16 protein-coding genes and 2 pseudogenes are annotated in these 20,999 nt (G+C 60.6%); 9 read left to right on the plus strand and 9 right to left on the minus strand.

The features are described 5' to 3' along the window. The first annotated feature begins 167 nt into the window (after positions 1-167). A protein-coding gene (locus PWP93_RS14810) for an IS3 family transposase (protein ID WP_421023114.1) occupies positions 168-1,348 on the plus strand; the annotation gives its coding sequence in 2 pieces (ribosomal slippage) (positions 168-420 and positions 420-1,348; 1,182 coding nt in all). Here the strand turns inward: PWP93_RS14810 and PWP93_RS14815 are convergent. Next, on the minus strand, positions 1,321-2,064 hold the full coding sequence (locus PWP93_RS14815; protein WP_421045098.1) for a reverse transcriptase domain-containing protein: 744 nt from the start codon (positions 2,062-2,064) through the stop codon (positions 1,321-1,323). The genes PWP93_RS14810 and PWP93_RS14815 overlap by 28 nt on opposite strands. A 575-nt stretch (positions 2,065-2,639) precedes the next feature. Next, positions 2,640-3,884: a group II intron reverse transcriptase/maturase gene (gene ltrA, locus PWP93_RS14820; protein ID WP_421029013.1), complete on the minus strand. Its 1,245-nt coding sequence runs from the start codon at positions 3,882-3,884 to the stop codon at positions 2,640-2,642. Between the two features lie 582 nt (positions 3,885-4,466). On the opposite strand from ltrA, the pseudogene PWP93_RS14825 reads away from it, so the two are divergent. Beyond that, positions 4,467-5,168 (plus strand): annotated as a pseudogene (locus PWP93_RS14825) (phage integrase family protein); the annotation flags it as partial. Between the two features lie 387 nt (positions 5,169-5,555). On the opposite strand, the gene PWP93_RS14830 reads toward PWP93_RS14825, so the two are convergent. From PWP93_RS14830 to PWP93_RS14840, 3 genes are read right to left on the minus strand one after another with little or no spacing between them, the layout of a single operon-like run. Further along, on the minus strand, positions 5,556-5,918 hold the full coding sequence (locus PWP93_RS14830) for a hypothetical protein (RefSeq protein WP_421045099.1): 363 nt from the start codon (positions 5,916-5,918) through the stop codon (positions 5,556-5,558). Then, positions 5,915-7,831, minus strand: coding sequence for an integrase (locus PWP93_RS14835; RefSeq protein ID WP_421029011.1), 1,917 nt, complete (start codon positions 7,829-7,831; stop codon positions 5,915-5,917). The genes PWP93_RS14830 and PWP93_RS14835 overlap by 4 nt, the downstream gene beginning before the upstream one ends. Next, positions 7,828-9,303: an integrase gene (locus PWP93_RS14840; RefSeq protein ID WP_421029010.1), complete on the minus strand. Its 1,476-nt coding sequence runs from the start codon at positions 9,301-9,303 to the stop codon at positions 7,828-7,830. Before PWP93_RS14840 ends, PWP93_RS14835 begins: the two co-directional genes overlap by 4 nt. A gap of 60 nt (positions 9,304-9,363) precedes the next feature. On the opposite strand from PWP93_RS14840, the gene tnpA reads away from it, so the two are divergent. Genes tnpA through PWP93_RS14860 form a run of 4 tightly spaced genes read left to right on the plus strand, consistent with a single transcriptional unit; the run spans position 9,364 to position 12,333 of the window. Continuing rightward, positions 9,364-9,798 carry an IS66 family insertion sequence element accessory protein TnpA gene (gene tnpA, locus PWP93_RS14845; RefSeq protein ID WP_421023126.1) on the plus strand — a complete coding sequence of 145 codons (435 nt, stop codon included), beginning with the start codon at positions 9,364-9,366 and terminating at the stop codon, positions 9,796-9,798. Continuing rightward, on the plus strand, positions 9,795-10,145 hold the full coding sequence (gene tnpB / locus PWP93_RS14850; RefSeq protein ID WP_421023125.1) for an IS66 family insertion sequence element accessory protein TnpB: 351 nt from the start codon (positions 9,795-9,797) through the stop codon (positions 10,143-10,145). The genes tnpA and tnpB overlap by 4 nt, the downstream gene beginning before the upstream one ends. A gap of 51 nt (positions 10,146-10,196) precedes the next feature. Continuing rightward, positions 10,197-11,918 (plus strand): IS66 family transposase, encoded by a 1,722-nt coding sequence (gene tnpC / locus PWP93_RS14855; protein WP_421023124.1) that lies wholly within the window; start codon positions 10,197-10,199, stop codon positions 11,916-11,918. 28 nt (positions 11,919-11,946) lie between these two features. Then, positions 11,947-12,333: a hypothetical protein gene (locus tag PWP93_RS14860; protein WP_421023123.1), complete on the plus strand. Its 387-nt coding sequence runs from the start codon at positions 11,947-11,949 to the stop codon at positions 12,331-12,333. Positions 12,334-12,455: 122 nt separating this feature from the next. On the opposite strand, the gene PWP93_RS14865 is transcribed toward PWP93_RS14860, so the two are convergent. Continuing rightward, entirely contained in the window at positions 12,456-12,896 is a 441-nt protein-coding gene (locus tag PWP93_RS14865) for a hypothetical protein (protein ID WP_421029009.1), read from the minus strand. A 23-nt stretch (positions 12,897-12,919) separates the two neighbouring features. Further along, entirely contained in the window at positions 12,920-14,374 is a 1,455-nt protein-coding gene (locus tag PWP93_RS14870) for a site-specific integrase (protein ID WP_421029008.1), read from the minus strand. A gap of 43 nt (positions 14,375-14,417) precedes the next feature. Here PWP93_RS14870 and PWP93_RS14875 point away from each other — a divergent pair. After that, positions 14,418-15,494 (plus strand): annotated as a pseudogene (locus PWP93_RS14875) (tyrosine-type recombinase/integrase); the annotation flags it as partial. A 355-nt stretch (positions 15,495-15,849) separates the two neighbouring features. Next, positions 15,850-17,024 (plus strand): IS3 family transposase gene (locus PWP93_RS14880; RefSeq protein ID WP_421028881.1). Its coding sequence is split into 2 segments (ribosomal slippage): positions 15,850-16,099 and positions 16,099-17,024, totalling 1,176 coding nucleotides; the frame shifts between segments, so codons are not numbered across the junction. Positions 17,025-17,413: 389 nt separating this feature from the next. Here PWP93_RS14880 and PWP93_RS14885 read toward each other — a convergent pair. Continuing rightward, a protein-coding gene (locus tag PWP93_RS14885) for an IS3 family transposase (RefSeq protein WP_421023114.1) occupies positions 17,414-18,594 on the minus strand; the annotation gives its coding sequence in 2 pieces (ribosomal slippage) (positions 17,414-18,342 and positions 18,342-18,594; 1,182 coding nt in all). Positions 18,595-18,739: 145 nt separating this feature from the next. Here PWP93_RS14885 and PWP93_RS14890 point away from each other — a divergent pair. Continuing rightward, a complete protein-coding gene (locus tag PWP93_RS14890; protein WP_421029006.1) occupies positions 18,740-19,246 on the plus strand; it encodes a hypothetical protein in 507 nt (168 codons plus the stop codon). Positions 19,247-19,696: 450 nt separating this feature from the next. On the opposite strand, the gene PWP93_RS14895 is transcribed toward PWP93_RS14890, so the two are convergent. Continuing rightward, a complete protein-coding gene (locus tag PWP93_RS14895) occupies positions 19,697-20,800 on the minus strand; it encodes an IS5 family transposase (protein WP_421029110.1) in 1,104 nt (367 codons plus the stop codon). Positions 20,801-20,999 lie beyond the last annotated feature (199 nt).

A 20,999-nucleotide genomic window follows, 5' to 3' on the forward strand; every position in this document is an offset into this window, starting at 1 on the left:
GAAACACATCACAAAATCGTCGATATAGCGGACCAGATAAGCCTCGCCCTGCAGGTGACGCTTGACCACGCGCTCAAACCACAGATCAAGTACGTAGTGAGCTTCCCCTGAAATTTCGCCTTCCAGCAGGTCGTGTGTAAACTCGACCCGAAGGAAGGAAAGAATCGATGTTCAAAATACCGAAGCAGGCATACACCGCGGAGTTCAGGACGCTCGCGGTACAGCGAGTGAAGGACGGGCAAGGCGCGCGGGACGTTGCTCGTGAACTGGGGATTTCACACCAGTCGCTGCGCAACTGGGTCAAGGCCGATGAGGCAGGCACGCTCAATGGCGCGGGGGCAAAGGTTGTCACGCCAGAGCAGATGGAGCTGTCTCGCCTGCGGGCTGAGAACAAGCGTCTGCAGATGGAACTTGAAATCGCAAAAAAAGCGGCGGCGTTCTTCGCGAAGGACCTCCTGTGAAGTACGCCTGGATTGATTCGCATCGCCGGCACTATCCGCTGTCGGCGCTGTGCGGGGTCCTCTCGGTCAGTCTGAATGGCTATCGCGCGTGGAAGCGCGGCGGCACGCCCGCGCGCAAGCGGCTCACAGATGCGCAGTTGCTCGCCCTGATCCGGTCTATCCATGCTGCGGTCAAGGGCGCCTATGGCTCGCCACGGATGACCGAGGAGATTCGCGCACGCGGCTTCCCGGCCAGCAAGGAGCGGGTTGAGCGGCTCATGCGCGACAATGGCATCCGGGCCCGTCACAAGCGCCGTTACCGCGTCACGACGGACTCGAAGCACAAGCTGCCGGTTGCAGAAAATCTGCTGGCTCGCAACTTCACGCCGACGGCGCCGAATCAGGTCTTTACGTCGGACATCACGTACATCTGGACCGATGAGGGCTGGCTGTATCTTGCGATCGTGCTGGATCTGTTCAACCGGGAGGTCGTCGGCTGGTCGATCAAGCCGCGCATGACGGCTGACATCGTGACGGACGCGCTGACGATGGCGTGGTTTCGACGCCGGCCCGAGCCCGGCGCGCTGCTTCATTCGGACAGGGGCAGCCAATACGCCAGCGACGACTTCCAGCGCAAGCTGGCGCAATACGGCATGCACTGCTCGATGAGCCGCAAGGGAAATTGTTGGGACAACGCCCCCACCGAAAGTTTCTTCAACAGCCTGAAGAACGAACGGGTGCATGCTACGCGATACCGTACCCATCAGGAAGCGATGACGGACTTGTTCGAATACATCGAAGTGTTTTATAACCGCAGTCGTCGTCATTCGTCGCTCGGCTTCATATCGCCGGATCAGTTCCTGCAAAACTGGATCAAAGCTCAGCAGACCAAGGATGCGGCTGCATAACCAAGGGCCTCTGGAAGGCGAAAAACCGAGGGAACCTCATAGTGCAGATACACGTTGCTTAAAAGCACACTAATCGAACCGCCTTGCGGGGTCCCCTCCTCGTTTTGATGCACCTTTCCATCTTCCAGAATGCCTGCTTTCAGCCAGCGCCGGATCAGACTGATCAAGCGCGGATCCCCAACTCGGTGCTCAACAAACCGGAGTATCCATGAATGATCCAGACTTCCGAAGAAGTTCTTCAAATCCGCCTCCAGCACCCAGCTAACCTTGCCACCGGCAATCACCTCATTGAGGGTTGCCAATGCCTTGTGAGCACTCCGCTCCGGTCGCCCGCCAAATGAACAAGATAGAAAGTCCTGTTCATAGATGGCCGACAGTACTTCGGCGGTGCTTCGCTGAAGCGCCCGGTCAGCGACAGTCGGCACCCCTAAAGGGCGCATTTCCTGTTTGCCGGGCTTCGGGATATACACGCGCCGGATGTCTGGCGCATGGTACCCCTTGCGGTGCACAGATTGGACCATCGGCCCAATCCAGCTATCAAAGCTCTCCTTCGCCTGCGTCACCGTCTGGCCATCCACTCCCGCCGCCGAGTGATTCGGAATCTTCCACAGATTCGTCCACACCCGATCGGGCGTTATGTAATGCGCCAGCGAGGTAAAACGAAGGGCTGGTTCACGCCGAGCTTTTGCTGCTATTCGTTCGAGTCCCGTTTCCATGGCGGGTGATTCTTCTCTTTGCATAAAAGACCTTACCTCCCTTTGTATGGAGTCCATGTTGCCCACGAACGATTCAACTTCCGCTGGCCGCTTCCCCATGTAGCCGGTTCTCCCGGCCTCGGAGTACTATCAGCCAGTCTGACTTCCGTCAGGTCATCAGGCCGTTCTGCCTTCTCGGCTCGTCGGGCCTTACAAGCAAACTTCACTTGAACCTGACGGATCTCCCTTGTTCACATAAAATCCTTCGGTTGCATGCTGACGGTACGAACCCCGGAAGCACCCCAGTACACTTGCCATGACGTGTACCGGAATTCTGCCTTCCTCTTAGAGAGATAGAGTCGGCTACTCCGACCACGATCGATTTCGGGGCTATCTTTCCGTTCACTTATGTTTCGGCCTACAACCTCCCTGTCTACGCTTCGCAGTGGCCGTTGCCGGACACCACGCAAGACTCGGTACACGGCTGCTGGCTAAGCTTTGCCGCGGTTGCCATCTCAGGCAACTGAATTTCATGCGCTTGCAAGGCGCAACTCTCGCAGAACCGAACGTGAGCCTCTCGACTCATTCGGCTCCCGTTATCCAACCGATACCCCGACGACACGCCAGTGGACAAACAACCAGGGGTGGGCGGACTTCACCTTGCGTAGCCATTCCGCACTACGTCGCTTGTGCTGCCACAGCCGCTTGTACTTTCTCCGAGCCCACCGCATAAGCCGTAGGTCGATGTAGTTGAAGAGGTTGTGCATCGCCGTCCGATAGAACGCCCCATAGTAGTTCCACCACCCTTGTATCGTCGTGTTGCATTGCTGCGCGAGTTCATCAAGCGTCGCCGGTGTTCGTCGGTGTATGCGCCAACTCCGCACGGTATGCCTCATCCTCTTCAGGGCATCATTGCTCACCGCCGGCAGAAAGCCAGTAAATAACCGTCGATGTTTGCTCAATGCCCGTCTCGGTCTAAACGTAAAACCGAGGAACGTGAACTGCACGTTCGAATAAGTACCAGTGCGCTTACCGTCCTTGCAATACACGATCTTGGACTTCTCCGGATGCATCGTCAGACCACACTCTGCCAGCCGCTCTGCAATCGCTTGCATCACGGCTTGTGCCTCCGCCAGACTGCGGCAATGAACTACCGCGTCGTCGGCATAGCGCGCAAAGGGAGACTGCGGCCATGTCCGCTGCATCCAGCTATCGAACGTATAGTGCATAAACAGATTCATCAAGATAGGGCTGACCACACCGCCCTGGGGTGTACCCCGCATCCGGGGCAACCGTGCCCCCTCCGCAGTTTCGAACGGAGCTGTCAACCACCGCTCGATGTACAGCAGGACCCAGCCTTCCTTGATGTGGTGGCGCACCGCCTTTAACAACAACGCATGATCAATCTGGTCGAATGCCGCCTTGATGTCAAACTCAACAACCCAGTCGTATTTCCAGCAACGCGTACGCGTCACGGCAATCGCCTGTTTCGCCGACTTGCCCGGCCGATATCCATAGGAATCCATATGGAATATCGGATCGAGAATCGGCTCGATCATGAGCTTGGCGACAGTCTGAGCAACTCTGTCAGATACAGTGGGCACGCCCAGCTTTCTCGTGCCGCCCTTGGCCTTCGGAATCTCAACCTGCTTCACCGGTGGCGGGAGGTACGACCCCGACGACATCCGGTTCCACAGCTTGTACAGATTTCCAGAAAGGTTCTGCTCGAACATGGCGATAGTTTCATCATCCACGCCAGCAGCTCCGCGGTTGGCCCTCACCAACTGGTACGCTTCCCACACGACCCGCTTCGCAATGCTGTACGGTTTCGTTGAGGTCATGTCACTCATCCCCGCAGTGCAGGTTGGCGACCTTCGTCAACAGGATAACGCTGCCCCTTCGCTCCACCTTCATTACAAAGGCTTCAACACTACTACGAGCAGCTCCGCCCCTCGCTTCGACATCGGTATTCTTCCTCATGGTGTCTGCCATTTGTCATTTCCCTTTGCATTCGAAGCAAGGTTCTCACGTTCCATACCGAAGCCTGTATTGAGTTCATGCCGCCTTTACACCGGCTGCCATCGGGTCCGTAATCAGGTGTCGTCCCGACTGATCCTGGAATAAACTTACGACTCCAGTTTTGACAGCGCCTTATATAAGTAACGATGCGTCGTCGGACGGTTTGCTTTCGCTCATCTACTCAACACGTACCTGCCACCCTCATCGGGTGACTTTTTCCACGGTCGCTCACCACCACGCCTTTTGGACGCAGCAGCACCGGGCGGTTTGAAGCCTGCTCCTGAAAGCCGACTTCGGGAGGCCTACTCCCATCTTCAGTACAGCACCGCAGGCGCTCGCCTGCGTTCGTGACACACTAAGTTTTCTTATCATAAGGTGTTGATTCTTGCAGTAAACTCATCTGCATGAAAACGCGCCACACTCCTTGCCCTGCCCCCGTCCCCGCCGGCCCGCCCGGCTTTCCCGCTGCGGACGAACTTGCCATGCTGCGCGCGTGGTACGCAGGACTGCCGGTGAGCCAGGCCGTCGAGCGCTATCTGCCTGCGGCACCCGGTAACGGGCAATCCGCACGCGGCGTGCTCGGGCGCCTCCGGCGCAGGCTCGTCGCTGCGGCGCAGGCGGTGCACCGCGACGATCTCGCCGCCCTCCTCGCGCACCCGGTCGCCGAACGGATGCAGCACGCCAGGGCTGTCGCGCACGCGATCGACACGTTGCGCCACGCATGCGCGCCCGCGCCGCAAATCAGCGACGCCATCACGCAGTGGTTCGCGCCGCGCGCCGTGCGGGTGCTCCACGCGCACGGCATCACCACCCTCGCCGATCTCACCGTGCGCATTCCGCGCCGGCGCCAATGGTGGAAAGCCGTGCCGGGACTCGGCGCCGCGAGCGCACGCACCATTGAAGCGTTCTTCGCCGCCTGGCCCGCGCTCACGGAAAAGGCGCGCGCGCTCGTCGTGGCGAGCCAGCGCGGCCCAAAGGACGCGATCTGCGTGCCGTGGGAAGCCCTGAAGGTGCCTCATGAGGTGGACGGCACCGAAGGCACGTTTCGCGCCCCGCGCGCAACCTGCACGCTCGACGCGTCAAACGACTATGAGGCCGTGCAATCGTTACGCGCAAGAAAAAAAAGCAATGGACACCAGCCGGAGCCTTGAAAATGCTGGGATCCGCAGCCTGCGGAGTGTCCATCAGATCAGCCGAAAAAGTGGACAACTCGACCGTCTCAGTGTCCATCTTTCGCCGCAGGTTTCGCATGGTCGGAAGCCCGACAAAGCCGCGCTTCCGACCATGCTGGAGCGTGTCAAACCATCGCGCGTCAAGGGTTCACTGCGCCGGGCTGCGCCCGCCCTTGACCCGTTCAGCGGTATCACAGAACCACGATCGAATTTGACACGTCACTACGCCGGGTGCCCCGTAGCGGGAACCTTCGCGAGCACCAGGTCGAGGCAGGTGAAGCAGCCCAAGTCCCCGTTTCGAGCGAAAAGGCCCGGCCCGATCTAGCGCGGGTGCAGGGGCAGGACGCTACCGCCACGTAGCGCGGCCAGTTCCTTGCGCAGGTTGAACACCTGACGCAGCAGTGCGAGCTCACGAGCCAGCGATTCGTCAAGCTGTGCCTGCAGATCCTTTGCGTCGCCCTTCGCGCGGTTCAGACGCTCGGTGAGTTCGAGCTTCGGGTTCCCGGCGACTGCGTTGGCCGCGTCGATCGCTTCGATCAGCCCGGCGAACTGCGGGCGCGACTTCTTGATACTGCCTTTCTTGCGGCCCGCCTCGATCGCCACGGTGTCATTGTTGATACGCACTCCTTTGCGTTTCTTCAGCCGCTCAAGGGCGGCGTAGTAGTCGGCCATGGCGTCACTCATGCTGCCTCCGGCTTGATCAGTTTCTCCTGTGCGTCAAGGAGTCGTTGCAACGTCTGTGCCTCCATACGGTATTCGACGCTTGTCTCATCAACCGCGCGCAGTTTCCCGACCGTAGCCTGCTGCGCCTTGATCACTCGCTGAAGCTTCGACGGCACGACGATGAGATTACGGCAGTTCGATTCAAGGCAATCCAGACGCATCCAGTCGAGCGGTGTCGACCTGCACGACTCGACGCTGGCGCAGCCGCCCAGCACCGTCTCGCGATATGCGAGTTCACCCTTCTCGAACATTCTGATCGTTTGCTCGCGCGAGTAGACCGACACAGGCGAGGCCTGCACGGCACGGCTCTGCGTCCACGCTGCGTGCCCGCCGAATAGCCGCTCGTCAGAGAAAAGCACCTGCTCGGCGTACGCAAGATATTCGGACAGGCCTTGTGCCTCGGCCCATTCCTTCGCGAAGTGGGTCCTGTCGGTGTCGATGAAGCCCTTCGCGAACGCTGAGCCACGCGCGTAATACATCGACATTTCTTGAGTGATGTGCTGCAACTGACGCTTGAGCGTCGGCAGCGTCACGAGACCGCTGCGGTGCGCGTACAGCGCAAGCGCCCTGCGAAGCTGGTGGCGAGTGAACGGCCACTGCTTCCCGAGCGCGTACTTCGGCTCGTCTTCCCAGGCACGGTGCATGTCGACACGCTTCAGCTCAGCGATGTCCTCGACCGTGATCGTCGGAAAGACGCGCTCGCGAAAGGCTTCGATATCCTTACCTACTTTATTTGCCCGGTTTGCCACGTACCCATAACGCAGACTCGGCGCCCGGTCTGCCACGTACCAATTCCGCAGACCCATCCCGCAGAACAGCAGGTGCGAACCGTCCATCGATTCGGCGTAACCTCGCGCGCCGTGCGCACGGTGCGCCTCGCCCGACAGGCGTTGCGCGAGCCTGACAGCGCGGGCAGCGAGCGGGCTGGTCACCCAGCACGCGCGCCTGGGACGACCGCCCGACAGTTTGGTCGTGACGCCCTCGATGGTGTAGTGCGTCACACCATCCAGACGGGTCTCGCTCAGGCAGTTGTAGGGCAGGTTCTCTGCTTCTGCCGCGCGCATGCCGGTGAATGACAGGATGACAAGCTGGCATAGCGCGGTGATCGATCCCACAAGCGACAACACGAAGTAACGGCGGTCCTTGCACCGGAAGTGCTCAGCAACCCTTACCAGTGCGGCCGAGACGGCAGGCCTCTCACCAGCGTACACGCGTGCGAGGTAGTCCGACAGAACGTCAGCGACGTCCTCAGCGATGCCGAGGTCATGCTGACAGGTCGACAGGAAGTGCTGGTAGATCCGCGTCGGGATGACAGGGTATTGCGAGTATCCGGCGTGTTGCGCCCAGCGTTCAAGCAGCGGCTTATGCAATTGGGCCAGCGGTACGCACAGCCCTGTGGTCCCGACGCCCAGACGGTGAAGCTTCGCCAGAATCGAATGAAGGCGCTGGGCCTTCGTCTCCATCCCGGCTTGTGCCGCATAGTCCAGAACAACGGCGACGTTGGACAGGCCCTCGTAGAGCGTAATCTGACGTGTGGCGGCAAAGAACGTGAACTCCCTCAGGTTGATTGAACGAGCCTGAAGCGTGCCGGACGCCGGTACCATATCGGTCGCTTCGTGCATTAGAAAGTACATGACCTGCTTCCATTGACGCGTGGTCGCTTCCGAAAGCGCGCGGCTCACGCCGTCAGGCAAGTGGCTCCTAAAATGGAGATACGTGCTGCGTGACCCAGCCGCGTATGCACGGATGTCCCAGGCATCGTCACCAAACAGCGAAACAGTGTTCCCAGCCGTGTCGCGCGTGACGACCGTAGCGTCCTCGACCCGATACCATTCGGGGCGCCCGGCGATCGGCACGATTAGCGTGTTGTTCATGCCACTCCCAGTTCGTAAAGCTGGTCGAGCTTGGCCGACCAGAAAGCGTCCAGATTCCCCTCAATATCAACGTCCCGCTCGATCTGATCCACCAGCGCGGCGTCGCGCTTGCGCAATTCATCCAGCAGGAACCCAACGCGCCGCAGCACCGCGCCGAACGAGCTGTCGTATTGCTCGATCGAGCCAGCACGCCCGCTCACGAGCCTGACGCAGTGACGGCAGCTCAGCAGCTTGCGGATGTCGGCGGCGTCAGCGTGCACGCGGTACTGGTCGCAGAAGAGACACCCTTCGGTCGAGTGGCAGTCGGGCTGTACGGTGACCGAGTCCGCGATCGGCGCAGGCTTGTGGATCCCGATGCAGACGCCGACCGCGCTCCTGATGCTGCCAGCCGGATCGTCGCCGGGCTTCAGCACGGTCTTCTCGACCGAAGCGAGGAACGCGCCCAACTCGGCCTTGTGCGCGGCATCCGTGCCGTTCGAGTACAAGCGCAGCGCCGTTGCCAGCGAGTGCCCCATCAGCCTGGCTGCGACGAGAGGGTCGTGGTTGCGCACCGCCCAATCCTGCTTTGCCGCACGCCACTGACGTGCGCTAATGTGCGGCAGCACGATCCCGAGCGTGTCGAGTCGACGGTAAAGCCGATCCAGGAAACGGGTTGAGAGACCCGTTAGCTGCCGCAGCTGTGCATGATGCCCGACTACGACGAACAACGCGTCCCAGTCTGCGTCCTGCACCAGATACTCGCGCAACGCCAGATACGCCCTGAGCTTCGGCATGAAGCCTAGCGAGACGGTGAACGTAATCTCCTTCCCGCCTGCCCGGTACTTGACCTCACGAAACTTCTGACGCGCAACCGACGCATCCTGCAGACTTGCGGCAAGCTGCGGACTCCACTTCATGGCTAGCAGTTGCGCGAGGTTGATGCCCGTTTCGGCAAGAAACAGCGCGGCGAAGCAAGAGGCCGCTATCGAAGCGTGCGAGCGTCGGATCGGTGATTGCGCGTCCGCGTTCGCCGCAGCAAGATGTTTAGCCGCTAACCTGGCGATGTTCCACGAACGTTCACCCGGATTGTTAGCCCCTGCCTCAACCATCCGCGTCCTGAGTTCCTCCCGTGTGCGCGGCTCTCCTGTCTCCAGATTCCAGCCGATCAGGCCGCGCGAGTCGTCGCCGTCACTTCGGCCGTAGATGTGCGGAACGAGGCAAAGATTCTCACCTCGCACCGTGGTCACGCGTACCGGGTACGGCTTGAAGTCGAGCACCAGCGTGCTGATGCTGCTGAAGAGCGCGTCAGCCCACGCGAGCAGGGCGGCCTGTGCCTCGGCGTCCGGCACAACCGTCGGCAACCAGGCATCCTGTTGGTGACGCAGCACCCTCGCATCGGCGCAGAAGTCGTCGTTTCGGAAGAACTCACGGAGCATCGACAACAGATTACGCTGGTCGCTGGCGACGGAATGTATCCGCCCGAGAATCCCCATTATTGAGTGTGTGGCGCGGAAGGCGGACGATTCTCCCATTGCAACGACGGGAGAACATTCATGCAGGAAACGGAGAGGTTGTCTGGGGATGCAGCGGCGCACGCACTGCCCCGCAGAGAACGGCCCAATCGGAGTACACGTCCATGGCAGGAGCTCGTGGACGAGTATCGGGCGAGCGGCTTGTCGATCCTGGCGTATTGCAAACGCAGCGGGATTTCCCGTTCCTCGATGTCGAGGTATCTGGTGCGTGCGCGCGAAGCTGAGCGAAGCGGCGACACGCACGCCGCAAGTGCGACGGGCGCGATAGCGCAGGCCATGACAGGTTTTGTGCGCGTTGGGATCGTCGATGGCGGCGTTAACGCCACCGCCAACGGCAGCGCATGCGACGTACCGGAGTTGATTCTGGGCAACGGGATTCGGCTGCGACTTCCGGTGTATTCGATCGAGCCTTTGCTTCAGGCGATGATCGATCGTATTGGCGGGGGAACGCGATGATGATGCTCTCGACGGCAGTCAAGGTTTACATCGCGGCCGAGCCGATCGACATGCGCAAGTCAATCGATTCACTTTCGATGCTGGTGCGCCCGATGTTCGATCAGGACGCACTCAGTGGACACGTGTTCGTCTTCTATGGTCGGCGCAGGGACAAGATCAAGGTATTGGTTTACGACCGCACAGGTTTTTGGCTGATGTACAAGCGTTTCGAGAGCGGATCGCTCGCTGATCCCGCAGCGATCGCGCGGCGCGGAATCTCGCTTGCAGAACTGACGACATGGCTTGAAGGAATCGATGTCGGTGTGCGCCGGCGCGTGCATGCGGTGAACGCAACGGTGGTCGCATGAATCGTGAAGATATGCTCATGAGCGGGTCAATCGCGGCGATAATGCTGACCTATGCAACCGCTCAACGTCCCTGCCGCGAAACAACCCTTGCCGATGGCATTGGGGGCATGGAACCTGCCGGAGTTGCTCGGCGAGATTGCCGTGCGCGATGCGACGATCGAGCAGCAGCAGCGCGAGATCGAACGGCTGCGCGAACGAGTCGAGGGGCAAAGCGAGTTGCTGGCGAAGACGCAGCAGGTGCTGCTCGAGCTGCGGGCCAAACTGGCCAACGCGCGGCAGGAGATGTTCGGGGCGAGCCGCGAGCGCATGAGCGAGTGGCAACTGGATATCTTCGATCAGGAGCACGAAGCGCCACTGCCGCCACAGGAGCCGGATCTGTCGATTCCCGTGGAGGGGCACCGGCGCAAGCGCCGCAGCAAGGGCCGTCCGGCGCTGCCAGACGATCTTCCGCGCGAGCGCGTCGTGCATGCGATGCCGGAACAGGAACTGGCGCAGTACGACCAGGCGACGGTGATCGGCGAGACGCTCACGCGCACGCTCAAGTACACCCCGGCCCGGATTTCGGTCGTCGAGCATGCGTGCCTGCGCTATGCGCTGGTCAAGGACGGGGTCTCGACGGTGCGCGGCGTGACGTTCCAGGCGTCGCCGCTGATGAAGAGCAATGCAAGCCCGGAGCTGCTTGCGCGCATCATCGTGGCGCACTTCGACTCGGGCATGCCGTTTTACCGGCTGGAGGAAGAGTTCGCGATGCACGGGTTGCGGATTTCGCGCAACACGATGAGCGACTGGACGATCCGGCTCTCGAAGCTGATGCTGTGCCTGTACGAGGCGTTCAGGCGGCAATTGCTCAGCGCGCGGGTGATTTTCGGCGACGACACACCCTTTCCACAGTTGTGCAAACAACTGGAGCGCACCCGCACGGTGCGGCTGTGGGGCTATGCGAGTGCGGGAGCGGTGTTGCGCGATGCCCAGTGGGTGCCGGTTCCCAGGGTGGTGTACTACGACTACACGGCGAGCCGCGCTGGCTGTCATCCCATGGCGCTGCTGCGAAACTACCAGGGCTACCTGCAGGCCGACGATTACTCGGGCTGGGCGGCACTGTTCCGCGGTGGCAAGATCCAGCACGTAGCCTGTCATGCGCATGCACGCAGGATGTACTACAAGATTTACCGGCAGCTTCGCAAGGAGTCGCCCCAGACAGCCCGCGAGAGCGTGGCCGCGCAGGCGCTGGCGTGGATCCGCAAGCTCTACGACATCGAGCGCAAGCTGCGCGATGCCGATCCGTCAGAGCGAAGACGGGTGCGGCTGGAGGAATCGGTTCCGCTCTTGCGCGATTACCAGCTTTGGCTGCAGGCCCGGGCGGGCGAAGTCTTGCCCAAATCGGCTCTGGGCCGGGCAATCGCCTATACGCTGTCGAACTGGGAAGCGCTCACGCGCTACGTCGACGATGGCAACCTGGCGATGGACTCGAACCTCATCGAGCGCGCCATCCGCAGGGTCGCAATTTCTCGAAAGAACCATCTCTTTTTCGGCTCCGAGTCCGGGGGCAAGGCCGCAGCGGTGTTCTACAGCGTGCTGGCGACCTGCCGGGCGAACGATGTGAACCCGTACGACTATTTGGTCGACGTGCTCGGGCGGATTAACGACCACCCGGTTAACCGGATCGAGGAATTGGCCCCGTACAACTGGAAGCCCTCTGGAGCGGCCGGATCAACATCGAGCGTGGCCTCGACATCGTCCTTGCCGGTTGCGTGCCCGGCGACCCGCCACTGAACTGCGCGCGCATCAACGGAACGAAACGATGAACAAGACAAACGCGGGCAAGGCCGAGCGCAAGATCTCCGAGACGATTCTGGACTTCGGTGAACCGCTTCTGTCCGAGGCCATTACAGAAGACACGCCGATCGCCGTGGTGCGCGAGATATACAAATTGGTGGTGCTTGTCTGGAACGCGCATGTTGCAGCCACCCCTCGCTGGGGAGATCCTGGTCATCTGCAGATGCTGCAGCAGATCGCGGCCTCGCCGCAGATGCCATCGCAAGCGCGTGCCTGGATCGGCAAGCTCTCACACCGATGGCAGGAGAAGTTCTCCGACGCCAAATACTGTGTTGGAGAATGGCATGTCAAGATCAAGGATGACGACACCCTGAGCTTTTTCTGCGACGCCCGGGAAGCGCCGCGGCGGTAATCCGTCTTCGCGCGCACTGTTCTCCTAACAGTGTGCGATGTTGACGTGTATGCACGAATCGGCGCCGCCGCTAAACACTCTGCGCGACGGTACTGGAGTTTCCACGAAATCGGCCGCACTCTCTACCACGGGTATTCTCGGGCGGATACGACGGAATTGCGGTTCAGTTTACCCAGTGAGACCTGTTCGCGCTTCTCACGGAGGTAGCGATAAACCGCCTCCGCCGTAGCCTTCTCGTCACAGAGCACCTGATGCAAGCCCTGCCTGTCGGCCCAGTTCACGAAATCAAGCACAGCGCGCAAATACATGGAGATCGTCTCCGGGCGCCTCGCGCCAAGGGTCATGCGCGCTGAAAGCTGCGTCACCAGCAGACGCACGACCCTGGCGCGTTCGCTGCTGAAGCTTAGGATGTCGAAAGTGCGTCGCACGCGATGCGAGCTCGACGTGTCACGTACCAGATAGCAGATCTGGCCGATATCGGAACGCTTGCTCGTGCTCATGCCTTCCCACCTGAGCAGCACGCGCTCGGGATGCAGAAGCAGCGTGCCTTCCGTGAGCGGCATGCGCACTTCCTCGTACTGGCGGCTCATACTGCCACCGCAGTAGTGTCGAGGGTGCGCGCGACCAGCGTCGACAGGTGCGCGCCCCAGCCGTCCTGCACCGCGTCGAAGAGCTTGCGGTTCTCGCGATAGCCGACGTAATCCTCGGTCGTGGAGAGCCGGGCGTGCCACATCAGCTGCCGCAACTGATCGAGTGCCCGCGTGTACTTCGTCTCGTTCGCTGTCATCGCGTCGACCATGTTCAGCCCGAAGGTCGCGCGCAGGTCGTGGAAGCTGAACTCGTACCTGGGGTTGCCGAGCTGTACGCGCATCATGGGCAACAGTTCGTCCCTGATGAACTGACGCACGGCCTGCCCGGTCTTGATGTGGCGGCGCACCTGCGGGCCCGTGCTGAGCGGGCCGCGCGACGCACGATCCTCGTAGAGCGGCGCACCGCGATGGCTCAGGAAGAGCGGCTGGTCGGGGTGATCACCGCCGTCTGCCATCTGGCGGCGCCTGCGAGCACGATCGCTGTGCACGTAGAGGTACAGCCGCTCATAGAAACCGCGCGGCAGGTGCAACACGCCCTTGACACCGCCCTTCGTGTCGATGCCCGTACCCGGCCCGCAGGCGAGACGGATGTCGTCGCCGTGAAACTCGCCCGGCTTGCGCATCACGTGTTTCGCGCGCACGGTCAGTACCGTCTGGATGCGGGCGCCTGTCAACAGCGCGAACAGATGAACGAGCGTCATCTCGGTGTTGCCGAGTGTGGCTAACGATTCGAGCAGCACCGACTGCTCGGCAGAGGGGAGCGGGCGCAGGCGACCGCCGTCCTGAATGTGATCGTCCCACGGGTCATCTGTGCACCGGCCACTGATCGACAGGTCCGTGGTCTTGACCTCGATCGCGCTGCTGAAGCCCTTCTGGTCCCTGAACTCGATGAAACGGCCGGATTCGACCCACGGCGCGTTCGCGGGCTGGAAGCCCGCTTCGGCCATGAGCCAGCGATAGAAGCGCACCACGGTGCCCATACGACGCCTGGCGACACCCGCAGACAGCTCGCCTGCCTGCACGGCCAGCCTGATCGAGGCGCTATAGCGGTAGGTCGGACGTTGCCGCTTGTTCGCGGGGAACACCAGCCAGTCGATGCCTTCGTCATCCAGATAGCGACGAAACGCCACCAGGTCGGCAGCGATGCTGGCGAAGGTCAGCATGTTGGGCGACGGCTTCGACTCCATCATATCGATGAGCCAGATGTTCGCCTCCGCCCACGGCGCGCCGTCAGCAAGCCGGACAACAGGAAAGAGAGGGAAGGAGCCCGCGATCCACCGCGCGCGAGCGTCGCGTCGCCTGCCGGTGTCGGGGTCTGCGAGCGGGACCGTGTGATAGATGGTGCCGCCCTCGAGTGTGGTAATGCTGACCGGCGTCGCGCCGGGTGTGTCGCGGTCAACGACCTCGGTTAGCGGCAGTTGCCGGATGGTCGTTCGTCTTGCTGTCATCATGCAGGTCCTCTGCTGTGTTTGTGGGGGATGTCCGCTTTAACACAGCCTGCGAGTACCACGAAATCGTTCTTCACTTGCGCATAAGACCTGGCTCGCGCTGCACGAGTCGCCCGCCACCCAGCGCACCTACCGCAAGGAGGCCGAGCGGCTGATCCTGTGGGCCATCGTCGAAAGGGGACGGGCGCTCTCCTCACTCACGACGGAAGACGCCATCGCCTACCGGACGTTCCTGCGCCACCCGTCGCCGCGCGGCCGCTGGGTGGGGCCGGTGCGCGCGCGCACCTCACCGGACTGGCGGCCGTTCAACGGGAGCCTCTCTGCGCGCTCGGTCGCGCATGCGCTGTCGATCCTCGGCGCCCTGTTCCGCTGGCTCATCGAACAGCGCTACGTGCTCGCCAATCCGTTTGCTGGTGTGAAGGTGCGCGACGCGACCGGAATCAACGTGCTCGACGCCTCGCACGCGTTCAGCGAGGGCGAATGGGCCCTTGTGCGAACGATTGCGGACGGGCTGGAGTGGTCGCAGGAGGGGTCACCGCGCTGGTCAGCGCCCGCCGCACAGCGACTGCGCTTCCTGCTGGATTTCGGCTACGCAACGGGCCTGCGTGCGAGCGAACTCATCGGCGCGACGCTGGGACACGTCGAAACGGATGCGCGCGGCGACCACTGGCTGCGTGTCACGGGCAAGGGCAACAAGCTGGCCCGGGTCGCGCTGCCGCCGCTCGCCTGGGACGCGCTTGCGCGCTACCTTGCCGAACGCGACCTGCCGGTGTTGCCCGTGCGCTGGAATCCGGCGACACCGGTGATTGGCAGCCTCGAGGCGGACAGCGGTGCCGACAATCCCACCAGCATCAGTAGCACGCGCTTGTGGATGGTGATGCGGCGGTTCTTTGTACTGGCTGCAGAGGCGATCGAGGCCGATCACGCGCCGCTCGCTGAGAGGTTGCGCCGCGCCAGTCCCCACTGGATGCGCCATACGCACGCGACGCACGCCCTCGGCCGCGGCGCGGAACTCACCACGGTGCGCGACAACCTTCGGCATGCCTCGGTGTCGACGACTTCCATCTACCTGCACAGCGACGAGGTCAAGCGCGCGCGGCAGATCGGTGAGGCGTTTGGCTGAACCAGATGAATATGCACACAACCAGGCGCGCACGCCTGCCCCCCCGCCAAGCGGCACGAGGATCGTGCATAGCTCACCGTCAAGCGACCACAGTTATGCACATTGCATTTTCAACAGCATCGAACGTGATGCTCGTTGGTCGAGCAAGTCAATCCGGATACATTCCTGTCGACCAGTCATATATCATTGTGTCTGGCGTTATAGTCTTCACCAATACATAGAGACGTCTTAGGGGAAATTCCGTGTCTGCATATATCGCTCGTCCAAGCGGTGACGACTGGCAAAATGACCTTGCCCTCGAAAAACGTATCCGTTATTGAGAGTGTGTAAAACTTCAGTGACGGAGGATTGAGCAATGGGTAACCCGAGGGCGCGGTACACGCTGGAATTCAAGGTTGAGGCGGTTCGCATGGTGCGTAACGGCCAGAGCCAGGCGGCGGTGGCAAAGATTCTGGGCATCAGTACGCAGACGCTAAACAGCTGGCTCAAGGCTGACGAGGCTGGCAAGCTCGCTGGCGCAGGCAAACAGGTATCGGCCGAACAGATGGAAATTGCGCGACTCAGGGCAGAGAACGCGAAGCTGCGCATGGAGCGCGACATCCTGGGAAAAGCGACGGCATACTTCGCGAAGAGGTCGGCGTGAAGTATGCCTGGATTGAGCGGCACAGCCGACAATGGCCGGTATCCGTGGCCTGTGAGGCGCTGGGTGTCAGCCCCAGTGGTTATCACAACCGCAAGGCCCGAGACGTTGATCCTGATCGGCCGCGCCGACGTATCAGCAACGATGCGTTGCTGGTCCACATCAAGGCCGTGCACGCCGAATCCAAAGGCGAGTACGGCTGGCCGCGCGTGTGGAAAAAGCTGCTTGCGCAAGGCATTCGCGTGAGCAAGGACCGGGTTCAACGGCTGATGAAGCTGCATGGCATCAAGGCGCGGACCAAACGCCGCTTCAAGGCCACGACAGACAGCAGCCACAACCTTCCGGTCGCACCGAACCTGCTGCAACGCGACTTCTCGCCGGCGAAGCCCGATCAGGTCTGGACGACAGACATCACGTATCTGTGGACCGACGAGGGCTGGCTGTACCTGACGGTCATCCTGGATCTGTTTAGCCGCCAGGTCGTGGGCTGGTCGCTCAAGCCGCACATGCGCACGGAGCTGGTTTCTGACGCGTTGCGTATGGCGTGGTTCCGTCGTCGCCCCGAGACCGGTCTGATCGTGCACAGCGACCGTGGGAGCCAATATTGCAGCGCCGAGTTTCAGGACCTGCTCAAGAGCTACGGCATGCAAAGCTCGATGAGTCGCCGAGCAAATTGTTGGGACAACGCACCGACCGAAAGCCTGTGGGGATCGCTGAAGCAGGCGCGCATCCACGGCAAACGCTTTGCGACGCGTCGCGAAGCGATGGACGAGGTAATCGACTGGTTGAGCTTCTACAATCATTCGCGCTTGCACTCGACGTTGAATTACGTCAGTCCGATGCAATTTGAACAAGACTGGCACGCCGCACAGCGAAAGGAAGCGGCATAATAAGTGCTCGGTTAGCGGATGCGAAAATCGCGGGCAACGTCAAAACTGGGCGAATCAACTACTCAGCTGTCACTACGGGCCAGCTAACTACCAAGTTGTTCCCGACAATGACAAGGGCGATGCCGGTATTGAGGGATTTACGGTTTCGTGTGGACATGCCTACCAAGCGTACGGGTGCGAGGAGCCGCTTACGACGAAAGCGCGCTTCATCAAGCAGCGTACGAAGATGACCGATGACGTCGCGAAATTCATCAAAAACAAATCTGCCCTTAGCAAGATCTTTGGGACGGTGAAGATCACCCGCTGGATTCTGTTTGTTCCTTATTTCGACAGCAAAGAGATAGTTGCACTGAGGTTCCCTCGGTTTTTCGCCTTCCAGAGGCCCTTGGTTATGCAGCCGCATCCTTGGTCTGCTGAGCTTTGATCCAGTTTTGCAGGAACTGATCCGGCGATATGAAGCCGAGCGACGAATGACGACGACTGCGGTTATAAAACACTTCGATGTATTCGAACAAGTCCGTCATCGCTTCCTGATGGGTACGGTATCGCGTAGCATGCACCCGTTCGTTCTTCAGGCTGTTGAAGAAACTTTCGGTGGGGGCGTTGTCCCAACAATTTCCCTTGCGGCTCATCGAGCAGTGCATGCCGTATTGCGCCAGCTTGCGCTGGAAGTCGTCGCTGGCGTATTGGCTGCCCCTGTCCGAATGAAGCAGCGCGCCGGGCTCGGGCCGGCGTCGAAACCACGCCATCGTCAGCGCGTCCGTCACGATGTCAGCCGTCATGCGCGGCTTGATCGACCAGCCGACGACCTCCCGGTTGAACAGATCCAGCACGATCGCAAGATACAGCCAGCCCTCATCGGTCCAGATGTACGTGATGTCCGACGTAAAGACCTGATTCGGCGCCGTCGGCGTGAAGTTGCGAGCCAGCAGATTTTCTGCAACCGGCAGCTTGTGCTTCGAGTCCGTCGTGACGCGGTAACGGCGCTTGTGACGGGCCCGGATGCCATTGTCGCGCATGAGCCGCTCAACCCGCTCCTTGCTGGCCGGGAAGCCGCGTGCGCGAATCTCCTCGGTCATCCGTGGCGAGCCATAGGCGCCCTTGACCGCAGCATGGATAGACCGGATCAGGGCGAGCAACTGCGCATCTGTGAGCCGCTTGCGCGCGGGCGTGCCGCCGCGCTTCCACGCGCGATAGCCATTCAGACTGACCGAGAGGACCCCGCACAGCGCCGACAGCGGATAGTGCCGGCGATGCGAATCAATCCAGGCGTACTTCACAGGAGGTCCTTCGCGAAGAACGCCGCCGCTTTTTTTGCGATTTCAAGTTCCATCTGCAGACGCTTGTTCTCAGCCCGCAGGCGAGACAGCTCCATCTGCTCTGGCGTGACAACCTTTGCCCCCGCGCCATTGAGCGTGCCTGCCTCATCGGCCTTGACCCAGTTGCGCAGCGACTGGTGTGAAATCCCCAGTTCACGAGCAACGTCCCGCGCGCCTTGCCCGTCCTTCACTCGCTGTACCGCGAGCGTCCTGAACTCCGCGGTGTATGCCTGCTTCGGTATTTTGAACATCGATTCTTTCCTTCCTTCGGGTCGAGTTTACACACGACCTGCTGGAAGGCGAAATTTCAGGGGAAGCTCAGCACACGCGGCGACCAAAACTGCGGAAGTAATTGACGCTAACCTTCCGTACGTCGACAAGTCTTTCCGAGTTAAGGTGTCGCAGGAGGAAGACTTTGCCGTCGAGCGCGACAAGCTTCTAAATGTCACGTCCGAAAAACTTAAGATTCAGGCACAGCCTGCAAGCGCGATTGCACTGCAAGACTGGTCGGAAAAAAACAGCGTGCTGGTGGCAACCCTCGATTCAAAGCTACAGAAACTGCCAACACTTCCGACGGAAGCGGCGCGCATAGCATTTCGAACGAAAGTCCTCCAGTGGTACGTAGACGGTCAAGACGTACTCGATCAGTTGCGGGAATATCCAGAAATTTATGAGCGCGTGCTCGAAACGAAGTTGCATCGAGAGGGCTTTTTGGCAATGTCCAGCGTCCTCGGGAACAACTCGACCACATCGCTGAAATCAGCACTCGATGACGTGAAGAGTGATTTTCAGAAGGAGGTTAAGGCGCTACACGCCTTTTCTGCAGAGACGCTTGCGTACGAGGCGCTCTCCGATTGGCTCCTTCGCTGCCCGCTAGACTTCCCGGAGAAAAGCAGTGTCTGAGCTTCCTGACGAATTTGACATTTCTGAGCTAGACATTTCGTTTCTCTTTCGACAACGGCCGATTGCTATCCCAGGTGATCTCCGTACGACATGGAAAATCGCTCTGCTTGTTATGTTGCTTTCGAAGTGCTGCCGAGGTGGGAAGTCAAGCCTCACTAAGCTGCACGTGCTGAACTGGGCGATACGAAACCCTGCACATCGCGACGCGCTTCATGCCGCAACAACCGGAACAACTTCGCCAGAGACCCTGCTCGTCCGCTTTGAGCCTTCCATGAATCGAGCAATCGACCTAGCAGGCTGTTGAAAAGTGCCTCGTCATGAAGACCGAAGCAATGTTCAGGAGTGTTTCGCGTGCGATTTTCAGCTGAAATCCAGCTGCGCCAGTCAGTTTGTGCAGGCAACGCGCCTGCGCGGCGGTGCCATGCGCCTCAGTCCGTGCGCTACGGCGGCTCATCGCACCGCTCCCGTAAGCACCGCGTCCATTATTCGCGCCATGCGCGTAAGGTTGCTCGCCACCATCGTGAGCTTGAAGTGCTGGTCGACCCGCTTGATGCCGCGATACACGGTCTGCCGGATACGGCCGACCGTCTTGCCCCAGCCGAAATGCTCCTCGATGCGCTTGCGGATGACCTGGCTCATTTGGTATCCCGCGTGCCGCGATGTACGGTCATCGATCGCGCTGCCACCCGGGCGGGCATCATTGCGTGCGACATGCGGGGTCACATTTCGCACTCGGCAATCGTTTACGAAATCATGCGTGTCGTACGCCTTGTCGGCACCGACTGTCTTGGTGTGAGTGCCCGGCACGCAGTCAAGCAGTCGCAACGCATTGGCCCGCTCGGCAAAGCCATCTGCATGGCTTACCACGGCACCGACCACCAGCCCCGAGCGATTCTCCATCAGGATATGCCCCTGGTAACAAAGGATCGCCGGACTCTGCTTACTCTTCTTGAACAGGCGCGCATCCGCATCGGTGCTCGACTCATGCGTTTCATTGCTGCGCCGCTCTCCCTTCCAGTCGGCTTCGGCGTTGCGCCCGCCGCCGGCCGGCGGATCGTCCGAACCGTCCTTACGGCGAAAACTCTTGTGACTCGCCCATGCCTGAATCAGCGTACCGTCGACCGAAAAATGCTCCCGGGACAGCAGACCCTGTTTATCGGCGAGCCTCATGACTTCCGTGAAGAACGACTCCACAACTTCATGCTCGAGCAGCCGGTCGCGGTTCTTCGAGAAGACGGAGTGATTCCACACCGTGTCCTCGATGGCCAGTCCGACGAACCAGCGAAACAGCAGGTTGTACTGCATCTGCTCCATCAGCATGCGCTCGCTGCGCACCGAATAGAACACCTGCAACAGCAGCGCACGCACCAGCTTCTCCGGTGCAATCGAGGCCCGACCGCTGTCCGCATAGATGACGCTGAACAGTCCGTTGAGTCGCTTCAGAGCCTGATTGACCAGCAACCGGATGGGGCGCAACGGATGGTCGGCTGGAACGAAGTCCTCAAGCTTGACCGTCGTGAAGAGGGTTTCCTGCATCTCATCCATTCCGCGCATCGAATTCACTGCCAAAGATCATGAACACGATATCCATAACGCGTGGCCCCGGAACCCCGTTTACACGGGATCGAAGTTCAACACCCTGCTAGGCATCGGCGATGGCCTTATCCGTAGATGTGGCGGGGGACACGTCGAGCTCACAGCTTTGGGAAAGGCTTATGCCGAAGAAATTGAAAGCGATCAATCGCTCCTATTA

The sequence above is a fragment of the Paraburkholderia sp. A1RI-2L genome (assembly GCF_048957375.1).
In the GTDB taxonomy this organism is placed as follows: domain Bacteria; phylum Pseudomonadota; class Gammaproteobacteria; order Burkholderiales; family Burkholderiaceae; genus Paraburkholderia.